At 40.6% G+C, this 13388-nt stretch carries 8 protein-coding genes; 2 read left to right on the forward strand and 6 right to left on the reverse strand.

Annotation, left to right across the window (positions count from 1 at the left end; all coding sequences use genetic code 11):
- Window positions 1-30: 30 nt before the first annotated feature.
- A complete protein-coding gene (locus tag JL102_RS12255; protein ID WP_202244707.1) occupies window positions 31-1581 on the reverse strand; it encodes a hypothetical protein in 1551 nt (516 codons plus the stop codon).
- Window positions 1582-1875: 294 nt separating this feature from the next.
- Between JL102_RS12255 and JL102_RS12260 the strand changes: the two genes are divergently transcribed.
- Both JL102_RS12260 and JL102_RS12265 read left to right on the forward strand, forming a co-directional pair.
- Complete coding sequence (locus JL102_RS12260; RefSeq protein ID WP_202244708.1) at window positions 1876-3657, forward strand: sodium:solute symporter family protein; 1782 nt, start codon at window positions 1876-1878, stop codon at window positions 3655-3657.
- A gap of 346 nt (window positions 3658-4003) precedes the next feature.
- Window positions 4004-4210, forward strand: coding sequence for an addiction module protein (locus JL102_RS12265; RefSeq protein ID WP_202244709.1), 207 nt, complete (start codon window positions 4004-4006; stop codon window positions 4208-4210).
- Between the two features lie 1670 nt (window positions 4211-5880).
- Here JL102_RS12265 and JL102_RS12270 read toward each other — a convergent pair.
- The 5 genes from JL102_RS12270 to JL102_RS12290 all read right to left on the reverse strand — a co-directional run bounded on the left by JL102_RS12270 (window position 5881) and on the right by JL102_RS12290 (window position 13388).
- Complete coding sequence (locus JL102_RS12270) at window positions 5881-6879, reverse strand: hypothetical protein (RefSeq protein WP_202244710.1); 999 nt, start codon at window positions 6877-6879, stop codon at window positions 5881-5883.
- 453 nt (window positions 6880-7332) lie between these two features.
- Entirely contained in the window at window positions 7333-8517 is a 1185-nt protein-coding gene (locus JL102_RS12275; protein WP_202244711.1) for a VWA domain-containing protein, read from the reverse strand.
- Window positions 8510-10729, reverse strand: a complete 2220-nt coding sequence (locus JL102_RS12280) for a DUF5682 family protein (protein WP_202244712.1) — start codon at window positions 10727-10729, stop codon at window positions 8510-8512. Before JL102_RS12280 ends, JL102_RS12275 begins: the two co-directional genes overlap by 8 nt.
- Window positions 10730-10732: 3 nt before the next feature.
- Window positions 10733-11812 carry an ATP-binding protein gene (locus tag JL102_RS12285; RefSeq protein ID WP_202244713.1) on the reverse strand — a complete coding sequence of 360 codons (1080 nt, stop codon included), beginning with the start codon at window positions 11810-11812 and terminating at the stop codon, window positions 10733-10735.
- A gap of 4 nt (window positions 11813-11816) precedes the next feature.
- Window positions 11817-13388 carry a DUF5691 domain-containing protein gene (locus tag JL102_RS12290; protein ID WP_202244714.1) on the reverse strand — a complete coding sequence of 524 codons (1572 nt, stop codon included), beginning with the start codon at window positions 13386-13388 and terminating at the stop codon, window positions 11817-11819.

Consider the following 13388-nt stretch of genomic DNA (forward strand, 5'->3'; position numbering starts at 1 on the left):
AAATTTTAGATAGAAAAAGCCTCTGCCTTCTTAGTCTTCAAATCCTTCATTATTAAAATCAGGAAATTGCTTTTTCAAGTTCTTATCTGAGGGTTTTGTGGGGTTTTCCCAGCTGGCATCAAGCTCCAGCAGAATCATTTTCTTATTATTAAGTTGGGCTTTGAGCTTATCAACATCAGAGTAAAAGTTCTTATCTCTTCTTTGAGATCGCAAAGCATATTTTCGGGCAAACTGATCTCCTTCGGCCTGTAAAGCATTTCTAATATCAATATTAAGCTTCAGCTTTTCAAGAATATCATCTTTTGACTTACCTAACACTTCTGTAGCCTCTAGCGTACCTAAAGTAAGTACTGCAGTACCTCCCACCCCAGTTACATAATCTTTGCTATTATCTTCCATAAACACAGGGCTAATACCAGTAACCGCACCCAAAGATGCATTGACTATTGACCTGTGTCTTTTCCCTTTTTTGGCTCTTTTTAATTGCTTGTTGAGATTTTTTTGATTTTCATCTAGCTGATCAATCATATCCATTGTTTGGATGAGCATAGTTCTATATTTAGCATAAAGCCTTTTATCCTTTTGCTCTAAGTTTTCTGTATCCAACACCTCTACCCTCAAGCTCTTTTCAGCTCTTTTGTTACTTTCATCCAACACATAAAAAACAATCTCCACTGTAACCGAACGCTCCTGCTCACCTACAAAGTCATAGCCCGGCGTCCAGGTAAACTCCCACTGAGTAGAGGTATTACTGGTAAGACCGCTCTTAGGAATTCTCAAATCATTCGACACAAAAGATACGTCTCTGATATTATCATCTCCATTAGGATCAGACACATAAAAATTAAGATTTAGCACCTCATCTTCCTTCATGGTCACTAAAGTATCATTAGGCACCATGAGTATTTCAGGGGGTAAATCTAGCTGAGTAGGCGCAATAATAAGCGTGCCCATAGTTTCTGACTTTTCGGGCTGATCCTGTACCAAAAAATGCACTTTAAGATGCTCTCTTCTTATGCTTCTAAATTGGTTTCTTGAAGGTTTCCAACTAAAAATACCCAACTCTGAAAGAGAAGCACCTTCTGGCATTTCTGATAAAATCGATTTAAAAACGATGGGGTCATCGTCCGGATCATTGATCTGATCTAATTGCTTTAAATTAAACTCATTTTCCGAATATTGCCTAACATAAAACACTGGCAATTCACCTATAGAAGGAGGCCTGTTTTTATGAATTACAGTCAATGGAATTTCTTTCCTTATCTTATTACCAGTACTGGATATAGCCTCAAATATCACACTAAAGTCTTGCTTCTCCGTAACCCTATCTACCAGATCATAGGAAGGCACCCAGTCAAAATTGCCCAGAGAATCCAAATGCAATTCCAACCCTCTGTCTCCATACACAGAGAACTTATAATCGTAGCTAGTATCTCCTTCTACTTTCAACGTAAAAGAAAGAGAATCTCCTTCTTCAAGTACATTCCAGTCAGGGTCACTGGGGAAAACAAACTGTTGAGCTTGAGCTTTTGTGCCAAATAATACAACGAAAACCAATAAGACCGAATAAGTTACTTTCATTATGAGAGTCATTTGCCTGCAAATTTATAAACGAAATATTGTCAAGTAAATCGATTTGATTTTTTTTAGCAGGTTAATCTGAAAAAGTTATTTTATTCTCAATATAGTTATATACACAGCTACATCTGTATGCTGTGAAGTTGAGATATTTTAATTCATAAGAAAAACAAGCTTTGTCAAAATTAGATTATTTACATAGACGTCATTGTTCTTCGAGGATTTGAACCTATATTGAAAGAAAGTTCTCATGCTTTTTTCGAAAACCAAACATAACCATTTCCTAAAATTACTTTAATGATACTCGAAACTGTTGACTGGCTGTTTATTATTGCTTTTTTTGCTGTCTCTCTTTTTATAGGTATTTGGGTTGCCCGCCAGGCTGGCTCAAGCGTCTCAGAATTCTTCCTCTCAGGCCGTGAAATGCCCTGGTGGCTTTTAGGAGTATCTATGGTAGCCACTACCTTTTCTGCAGACACCCCTAACCTGGTTACTGACATAGTAAGAGAAAATGGCGTTTCAGGAAACTGGGAATGGTGGGCTTTTTTGCTCACAGGAATGCTCACTGTATTCGTATACTCAAAATTATGGCGCCGCTCTGAGGTCCTTACCGATCTGGAGTTTTATGAAATGAGATATAGTGGCAAAACCGCGGCCTTTCTTAGAGGGTTTAGAGCTATCTATCTAGGCGTGTTTTTTAACGTTATGATCATGGCTACGGTATGCCTTGCTGCTATAAAAATTGGAGGCGTACTGCTAGACATGACTCCTATACAAACGTTATTGATAGCCTCTGTAGTAACTGTAATATACAGCTCACTCGGTGGATTAAAAGGTGTTCTTATCACTGACTTTGTTCAATTCATCATAGCTATGATTGGTTCTATATGGGCCTCCTATGTTATCATAAACCTCCCAGAGGTAGGCGGGCTCAGCAATATGCTCAGCCATGAGGTAGTCTCTACTAAGCTGGATATACTACCAGACTTCACCAAAACGGAGACACTTGTACCTCTTTTTATAATACCTTTAGCCGTACAATGGTGGAGTGTATGGTACCCAGGAGCAGAGCCTGGAGGTGGCGGCTACATAGCTCAGCGTATGCTCTCCGCCAAAGACGAAAAAAATGCCATAGGGGCCACTTTGTTTTTTAACGTAGCACACTACGCCCTAAGACCCTGGCCTTGGATACTGATAGCGCTCGCTTCTCTTATAGTATTCCCTAATCTAGAGTCTATCCAAGCGGCATTTCCTAATGTAGCACCAGACATTATTAAAAATGACTTGGCCTACCCAGCCATGCTCACTTATCTGCCGCATGGCTTGCTTGGAGTGGTTATAGCTTCATTAATTGCTGCCTTTATGTCTACCATATCCACGCACCTTAACTGGGGATCAAGCTATCTGGTTAATGATTTTTACAAACGCTTCATCAATCCTGAAAGCTCAGACAAGGCTTTAGTAAATGTAGGTAGAATATCTACGGTAGTGCTCATGATACTTTCTGCGATACTGGCGCTTTATCTGGAAAATGCTATTCAGGCCTTTAGGATATTACTGACCATTGGTGCAGGAACCGGACTGATCTTCATTCTAAGATGGTTTTGGTGGCGAATTAATGCATTCACAGAACTAGCTGGCATGTTTATTTCCTTTTTTATGGCTATCTACTTTGAGTTTATCCATGAGCGCCTTGGTTTTGCTCCACTGGCAGGATGGGAAAGGTTAATAATAGGTGTAGGAGTAACTACAGCCGCATGGTTATTAGTGACTTTCTTAACCAGAGAAACAGACATGAAGCAACTGGTTCAGTTCTATGTAAAAGTACGGCCAGCAGGCCCCGGTTGGACAAAAGTAAAAAAGGCTGTAGCCGAAGAGGGGATCACCATAACAAAAGATAAGCATACCTTGACTCTTGAAATTTTGAGTGTATTTATAGGTACAATAGCCGTATTTAGTGCCCTATTTGCCACTGGCTATTTCATCTATGGAAAAATAAGTATTGCCCTTGTACTCACTCTCATTTCTGGTACTGGCTTTGGTTGGTTGATTTATATGTGGAAGAAATTATCTAGTTAGAATGTGGGATGAGGCAGGAGTTGATCACGGTGTAGGGCATAGCGGAAAGTGAGAAGAATGAAAACCGCTATGCTTAACCTACGTAAAAGGCACAAGTGAATACTTGTGCCAGAGTTTAGGTCTTTGAAGAGATTGATATTTCAAAGCATGCTTTACTAAGCCAATTAAAAATGATCGGGATCGATTAATTATATATATTTGTTTGTACAAAACATTCATTATTACAATAAGGAAAAGTACATAGACAGCTTAATCATTGATTTACTTAAAATTAAACTTTTCACCAGATTGAAACCGGTAAAAATATATTTACCTATATTCTATAACAATCTATAATTTATTAATCATGAAGATCACACTAGATATACAAGACAGCAAGTATGATACTTTTCTTAAATTCATCAAAACATTGAATTACGTTTCTATTAATCAGGAAGATGAAACACCTCAATGGCAAAAAGATGAAGTAAACAGAAGAATGCAACTAGTTGATAAAGGAGACATGAAAACCCGGAATTTGAAAGATACTAAAGAAGATCTCTTCAAAAAGTGAACTACTCTGTTTCTATTGCTGAGGCTGCTGAAGTGGATATCAGAGAAGCATTTCTTTGGTACCAAGACAAAATGATAATCTAGGGCTTCGTTTCGAAAAGCATATTTTAAAACTCAAATTCGGTATGACAGCATCCGGGTTTTCTTCTTGAAGAAATTCCCATTTGGCATTCATTTCAAAGTGAATGAAGCCACAAATTCCATCCTTATCCTTGCGGTATTTCACACGTCAAAAGACTCCAAAAAGTGGACAATGGAAAAATAAAACTTACTTAAATTAGCAGAAAAGGACACTTGCCCAGAGTTGATGATCTTGAACCAGATTGGGTTAATAAAATTATAAATCAGTAAGCCACATTTCCAATAATAATATATGTACTATAACATCACTAATCTTCCTCCGTTCCCGCCATGCTCTGCATGGTGGTACTGCTTCATCTCATTAAGCTTACGCCCAATCTCCTGCTCAGTCGATAGCTGAGCTATAAAGATAACGATAAGGCCCATCAACTTCTCCCGATTCTACACGATTAAAGTGTAAATAATCCAGATTTTCCTCAATTGCTTCATTGCGTAAAAGGCACAAGTGGACACTTGCGCCAGAGTTTAGGTCTTTGGAACAGGTTGAGTGATTAGTCATAACTCTATAACGTCATCCCGGCCGCAACCAAGTGAAGAGCCGGGATCTCGCTGTTGAGATAACACTAACCGAACAGTGAGATTCCTGATATCATTGCGCTATGCTAGATGATTCAGGAATGACGGCTTTTATTTGCTAATTCGTATGTGTGAAAGCCTGCTTTTCCCAACTCGTCATACCCAAAACAATCTCTTGGCTCCAGCCGAGTGATAATTATGCATTAGGCCTCTGGCCGATTTTCCACTGACCGCTCAAGATATGAAACTGAATGTAATTCGCAAAGACTGACTTGACCTAACCTATTTGTTAGACTTTATTATGCAAATGCATCTCTACTTACCCGGCAAGAGGCCTCATGAATATCCGTCACTTGGTAAGAGCCGAGCGACTTACCAGCTAAAGAATGGCACGCGTTGAAAACAGCGCGTCAACAGTTAAGGACATACGCGGAACAACGGGTTCCTTTTAATAAGTAATTTTAAAACTAATACAAGTGAAATTAGCACAAAAATATAAGACATCGCATATCGTATTATTGTATGTTCAAAAGCGTTAATTTCTTTATCTAAAGTAATATAATTGGTCTCTACGTCTCTCATGACTAAAAAATAATTTTTATTTATCACCTTGTCATACAGCATGTACCTCTCCATTTTTTTTATTGTACCGTTCAAAGAACTTGATTCACCAGTAGATTCCAATGTTCCATAAAATAGAAAGTACCTTGAGAACCGACTGAATTGCTACCCCCTACTTTGCTTTCAAAAAAGAGTCTATCTTCTATAAAATATTTTTGGGGATTAAATGAATGCACAACTAGTTTAATCTTTTTAAAGTCATAACAAAATTTCGTGGCAATCAAAGCAACTGAAAATATAATTAATATTATGCGTAAGTATTTCATTCCTAATGGATCTATAAGATGTACTTTTTTTATTATAAGGTGTTGATTCTTCTCGGAGGGAGCACTTGATCATATTGGTCGTAAGATTACTGCGTCTAAGTTAAGTCCAGATTGGAAGGCTCTCAAATTAGTCACAAGAAAATTTATCAATCAAATCTTTGATCAATGGACATGACTGTTCATAACTCACAATTTTAACGTCTAAGGATGTATTCTTGAATTTTGACAATGCCAGCCGAAGTGAGTCCAATATCCAACCACTATCATTTCCAAAAGCACCGCCTCCCACAAGCGTTAAAAAAACTTTATTGCAACCTGTGTTATCTCTATTTAAGAGAGCGGCATAAAGCGTAGCCTCATAAGTAGCTTCTAAAATAATTCTGGCAAACTTTTCCCAGTAGATAGGTTCCAAACGAGAATACGCCACTGGCAATGCTGAGCAATATGCTTGAGAAACTAATTGTTTATTACTGGAAATGGTCACTTCTGTGTTCCATTGAACACCTATCTTAAGTTGATCTTTGAGTGTCTCACGCTCTGTTTTGGTAAATTTACTTAGAATGGCATTGGTCTGTAGCAGCCCCTCTTGGGTAAACATGGCATAGCCGTTGGACATCTTCCAAAGGTTTTTCCCTTCATTTTTTAATGCAGCATCTATTAACTCCAAACAGTCGATTTGCTTATGTTCTGACTGCCCGATTTGATTTCCAACCGATGCAAAATAGCTTCTATAAATGGTTCCTGCGCCACAGGCTATGGCACACGCCGGCCCCTGTGTTAAATCGTGCTCATAGCCTGAAATACCTTGTTCAGGAGTAACCTGTGGACCGACCATTTCTAAAAGGTTAAATTGAGAAGCCGCCTGAAACAGCGCTCCAGCATTTGAAGGATCAGCATGAATATTTCCAATATTCCCAACTACTTCCTCTAAATGAATCTCTCCATCATAGTTTGGCAGTTTCAGTGATTTTTCCTTGAGTTCTTTCAGGGTAGGAACTTCCAATTGCCCAAACTGAAAGGATCTCTTGTTTGCTTTTGAAATTAGATGCATTCCATCTACTATAATATGTTGTCTTACATATTCCGGAGATATTTCATCAATTCCTGTTAGGTCTTTGAACCACATAATAAAAACTACAATAGTAAATGATTATTCACAACGATACACAAAAGCCTTGATGATCAGAAATTAATCTACCTTTAAAAAATTTCTAATTATAGTAAAATTACATAGACTGGGAGTATACGAGTATAAGCGATTTTTTAATTGCGCAAGCAAAATAAAAACCGTCATGCCGGAATTCTGTAGCGTAGCGGAATAATATCCGCCATCTTACCGTTCGGTAGCAGTACTGATCAGCAAGACTCCGACTCTCCGCTGTACTTCAGCCGGAGTGACGTATTGGCTGAAGCATTTTATAACAAAGCACTTCCACCAGAGACTTGAGGTAGTGTAATTTTTCAATCTTCTTTCACCTCTCGACTTAGCCGACAGAGATTTTTACCCCAAAGTTTATCTCCATCATCCGAGTCACCCTAAACTCCGTCGAAGGGTAGACGATTGAGGCTGCGATGCCAACTACCCCTTCAAAACAATCTCATGCTCTCCGGCCCATTGCTTTAAGTCTTGCTTTTGAATGGCTGCAGCCATGAGGTCTGGAAACTGATCTGGGGTGCAGGCAAATACCGGAGCACCCATCTGCGATAGTTTGGATGCCATATTGCTATCATAACTGGGGCTGCCTTCATCGTTTAGCGCTAACAGACAAATAAACTGAATACCTGAATCTATCATGTCCTGTGCTCTTTTTAGCATTTCTTTGGCATTACCACCTTCATACAAATCTGTAATGAGTACCAGAATAGTGTCATCAGCTGTTGTTATTAGTTCCTGACAGTATTTTAAGGCCAGGTTAATGTCTGTGCCTCCACCCATCTGCACACTAAAAAGTAGCTCTACAGGATCTTTCAGATCTTCAGTAAGGTCGGCAACAGCCGTATCAAAAACCACCATTTTTGTTTTTACAGTCGGCACCGAGGCCATTACAGCGCCAAATATTCCAGAGTAAACAATGGAAGTACCCATAGAACCACTTTGATCTATGCAAAGCACAATGTCTTTTAATGACCTTTTAGACTTTCGACCATACCCTATTCTCACCTCAGGTATAATGGTTTTATAATCTGGCTGATAGTGCTTAAGATTCTTCCGAATGGTAGCATCCCAGTTGATCTCATTATACCTTGGGTGAAACTTCTTAGCTGATTTATTGAGAGCTCCACTTAAAGCTGAAACGGTTTTTTGCTCTAGCTTACCCATAAGTTCATCTACCACCTTTTGAACCACTCTCTTGGCGGTATCTTTAGTTTTGGCAGGAATAAGCTTGCCCAGTTGCATCAGCGTAGCCACCAGGTGTATATCTGCTTCTGCCTGTTCCAGAATTTCCGGTTCAAAAATCAGTTTCTTCTGCAAATCAGGATATTTCAAAGCATCATTCTGCATCACCTGAACTACGGAGTTAGGAAAATACTTACGAATATCTCCCAGCCATCTGGCCACTCCCGGGTTTGATTTCTCCTGCCCTCCGGCTCCTTTTTCTGCTCCATAGTCAAAGCTTTTAGTACGCTCAAACTCATACAAAGCCGAAAGCGTCTGGTCCAGTCCATCCATTTGGTCAGAGAGCTTCACCTCAGTACCATCGGCCTCGTTGCCACCAAGTATCAATCGCCATTTTTCCAGGATTTCTAATTCATCATCATTCATGGTGAGTGCTGTTTGGAGTTAAGAATTTGCTAATATAAGGTACCACTGAATCGGCCAGTTCATCATCAAATTGCTCTGTATTATAGGTGGCAATTGGCTCATCATTGGCGAGTCCCTGACGGGCTTTCTGCCCTAGCTGACGCCTTTCTGCATATTCAAACTTTGAAAATGTTCTTCTGAGCATGGGTACGAGCTGAATGAATGTATCCTTATCTAAGGATTCTACCCACTCAAAAACCAGATTCCAAAGGCGATTATCATAAATTAAAATAGAGCCGCTGCCTTTGAGGAAACCTTCAATCCAGGCTGCCACGGCCATAGGATCATTGTTCACTGAGAGTGCGAAGGAAATATACATGTCAGCTTCATCTTCACTAAGCTGCTGACTATCCAACAAAAGCCGACAAACACAGCCTAGTATTACACTGTGCACATCTTCTTTGTTGAGCACCTGATGCAAGGTGAAATACCACGATGCTTCCTCTTCAGGTTTTGAGTAGATTTTTATAGCCTGGTGCAGCGCAGTAATCTGGCCGAACATTTCCAGAGCATTGTCCTCATCTAAACCATATACTGCATTGGGCAAACCAATATTTACCTTAATCAACAGCTGGTGTATGATCTGATCAAGCACATCCATATCCGAATTACGCACATCGCCATAGCGAGCTACATTGATCAACTGTGGTAAAGATTTCATCAGATCCAATATGTCAGATGAAATACTAGACAGCTCATTCACCTTGTTTAACAGATGATCCAGCTCATCGAACAAGGCCGCTGGTATGCACAGGTCTATGAGTTTAGCCACATCATCTACCTTTTGTGCTGCATTACTTTTTTTGATCAGCACTGCCTGAGCTGCCGACGCAATGGTGTTTCCTAAAAACGCTCTATCAATGAGTTCTATCATCATGCCCACTGTCCACTCCAGTCGCCATGATTCTTTGAAGGTACCTTTACCTCTGGAGTAGCTGGGTGTGGCCCAATGGATTTCTAAAATGGCTAACCGATGAAAGAGCTTGCTTTTCTCAAGATCGTTGCGCTTTCTGAGATCGAGGTTTACCTCTTTAGGATCAGCTGTAAGCTTGAGTCTTAGCTTTTTTACTGACTGTTCAAAGTCTTCCTGAAGAGGCATTTTTGGCATGTCTTCGGGCACTTCTCCCAAGCCATCACCAATAATGAGCTGGTCTTTAACCAGTTCCAGCAATATGCCATCTCCCATACACATAACGGAGAGCACAGCATCATTTAAGTCATCTAACGACACATAATGATTACTCCTTAGAATAGCCAGGCTGCGAGCAAGGCGGAAAGCTTCAATAGCATGAGCGGTAGACATGTCCATGCCTTTTTCCCGAAACATGCTGGCCACTTTAATGAGCCAGGGAATTTCATACTCAGCAGTATTATGCCATAAGTGCGAATACCATCCGGGTGAAAATATGCCTGCTCCGTATCCTGAATGCATGCTTAACCTGTCATTAGTCCAGGGAATCCAGGTGCTGGTGATCTTGGTTTTAGTTTTAGGCAGCTTTTTGAGCACCTTCTTATCTTCTTTTGCATACCCTGCAGGGTCTACCAAAGTAGGAGCATGCCAGGCACCACATACAATGGCAATGTTGGTATACATTTCATTAACACTATCCTGAATAAGCATACGCATATACGCTTCACGATTTGTGTTCTCAGCATCCATAGCGCTTTCCAGTCCATCTTCACGTAGCGATTGCATCACGTGCATTACACTTTCAAAATGCTCATTGCCAGCAGATTGCTCAAAATGATGTTCCCAGAACCTTTCTCCACTTTTAAACCCGGCCGATTGGGCTACGAGTGTTAGCGGATCTTCCGGCGGAGGTGTGGATGGTTCATTTTTAGCCTCTTTCCTTCTCATGGTAAAGCTAATACTAGCCGGAAGGTCAATGGCTTTAACGGGTATTTTATGCTCATTAGCATAAGCTATAGCTACCCATTCCGGTGAATACTCAGCAAAAGGATAAAAGGTAGACTCTTGAGGCACATTGCTATTGTACACCATTATGGCCACAGGAGGTTTTAGGTCAGGATGTCCCACATATTCAAAAACCTCGGCTATTTCAGGTGGTCCCTCTACCAATACAATGTCAGGCTGCAAGCGTTCCAGTTCTTTTTTGACTTGTCGCGCTGACCCAACTCCATGATGCCGTATGCCTAAAACGTGAATGGCCATAAATTAGAAGGTGATTTCTTTACAAGCCCTGTAAATGTCTTTCCAGTCTTCTCTGGTTTTCACTACGGTCTCCAGGTATTCATTCCACACTACGGTATCCTGAACAGGGTCTTTCACTATGGCCCCTACTAGACCTGAAGCCATGTCATGAGCCGAAAGCTTTCCATTGCCAAAATGAGCCGCTAATGATAGTCCACTGTTCACCACCGAAATGGCTTCTGCCGTACTTACCGTACTACTCGGGGTCTTCAGCTTAGTACGACCATCTTCGGTAACGCCATTTCTTAGCTCTCTAAAAATTTGCACTACCCGTTTAATATCTTCCAGCCCGGGTAATTCTGCTGGTAATTCAAGGGCTTTCATCTGGCTGGCCACTCTGGTTTGCACTATGTTTATTTCCTCTTCTGGCGTGTTAGGAACAGGAAGAATAACGGTATTAAAACGTCTTTTTAAGGCAGAAGACAGGTCATTCACCCCTTTGTCTCGGTTATTGGCAGTGGCAATTACATTAAACCCTTTCACCGCTTGCACTTCTGCAGACAGCTCAGGGATAGGCATAATTTTCTCACTAAGAATAGTAATGAGGGTATCCTGCACATCAGCAGAAATACGGGTAAGTTCTTCTATTCTAACTATTTTACCCTGTTTCATGCCTCGCATCATGGGTGTTTCTACCAGGGCTCCTTCTGTAGGCCCTTCGGCCAAAAGCTTAGCGTAGTTCCAGCCATAGCGAATGGCTTCTTCTCCGGTTCCGGCAGTTCCCTGAATAAGTAGTGAAGGATCTCCAGTGATGGCTGCCGTAAGGTGCTCCGACACCCAGGATTTACCTGTTCCCGGTATACCATATAGCAATAATGCTCTATCAGTAGTAAGCGTGGCTACGGCTATTTCCATTAACCTTCTGTTACCGATGTATTTCGGAGTCACTTCAAATTTATTTTTAAGGGTACCCCCCATCAGGTAGGTCACTACAGACAGAGGCGACATTTGCCAGCCTGTAGGCACAGCACCAGTGTCTTGTTTTTTCAGGTTTTCCAGTTCTTCTTCAAACTGCAGGGCGGCATTTTGTCTAAGTATATCCATACTTTTATTCATTAGATGAAGCGATTGCTTTTTTTAAGGTTAATCCAAGTTTAGCAGGAGTAAATACGTTCTTCTCCCAGCTTTTATAATAAGTGACACTTTGGGCTTTTTCATTAAGCCTGCGCAGTTCATCACCACTATCAATATGCAGGTACTTACATAATGCCTGACCATGATAATGCATGCTATGATACTGCTGTCCGTAGGACTCAAATAGTCCTTTTAAAACATAATTTGAAAAAGGTAATGACCAGGTTCTTCCCGGAGTCTGCTCTAAAATATTATGGGAGGTCCAAAGCTTTTTCTCTTTCACATAAGTCTCAAAAGCATCCTGACTAACATAAGATAACAAAGAGACATTTTGATCTGCTGGTAGTTTGTTGATTAAATATTCGGCCAGCGCTGAGTCATGGTTTAACGAGACATTTTTAATAAGAGCTGCCTGATGCATAGCATGCACTTTCTTTCTCGCATTCATTTGAAAATCTTTACCTAAAATATAATCCACAAAAGCCGCGGTGCCTTTCGTGAACTGGTGTGCCCAAAAAGAGAGAGGTATTACTTCAAGAAAAGATGACAAATAGTATTGATGTTTATCATTAAACCATTCAATGTCATATTGATGATCAAAGCCATAGTTTATAAGCATACTTTCGTCATTCCAAAAGTCATCAGGATGGTTTTCATCAGGCACTGAGATGGCGATATTATCAGATGAAATCAAACCTAAAAGGGCTGATTTTTTTGAGGTCTTAATGTAAGTAGATAACTTTTGAGCCGTGAACTTATACAAGTCGCTTTCCGGTATTCTTAAAAGCATGGCAGCTACAAGCGCTCTACATTCCTTTTCTGTTTTTTTCTCCTTTGCCTTATAAGCGAATTCATTATTGTAAATATGGGTGAGAAAATCCTGATCCAGCCGGCTCAGGTTACTGTTCATAACTTCCAGAAAGCCCTTTTTGGTTATAATAGCCTCGGCATCCCATGTGTTTTTTAACAGCTGTATTGCAGTCTCAGGATCACTGGCGTGCAGTTCAGCCCAAAAGTTTTTCCGCTGTGCGGTAGTACCTTCTTCCCATATATCTGATTTTTCAAAATCTAAGAATAGCTCCTTTTTAGGGTGATGAGAGAGCATCCACCTGCCTTTGTTGCCCAGCACTTTTACGGCTTTCTCACGCAGTTCCAGGCGCATGATTTGGGTAAGATTTACTAAATTAACACTCTCACTACCAGCTATTTTCCACTGTTTTGAAATTAGCCAGTCCAGCCAGTCACCTAGCAGGTAATCGCTCAACTGAGCTCCTGCATTTTTTATAGCCTGGAAAACCCTCATCGGCAGCTCAGGGGCTTCTGCTAATGTTTCCTCAATAGCAGCTTTATCTTCTACTTTCTCATAAGGCGGTAGCGCTCCTGCCTCCTGGTAATAGGTTAAGTATGCAGCAGCCTGCAGTAAATGCTCTTCCGGCGTTTGATCGGTATCTTTCAGCGCTTCCTGTATCGAAGAAGGCAGCAAACTCGCTTCCAACGGCTTTTTCTCCGTGCCTATTAAGGCTATATTTCTAAATGACTCCCACAT

Origin of the sequence: Fulvivirga sediminis (assembly GCF_016757215.1) — a bacterium.
Taxonomy (GTDB): Bacteria; Bacteroidota; Bacteroidia; order Cytophagales; family Cyclobacteriaceae; genus Fulvivirga; species Fulvivirga sediminis.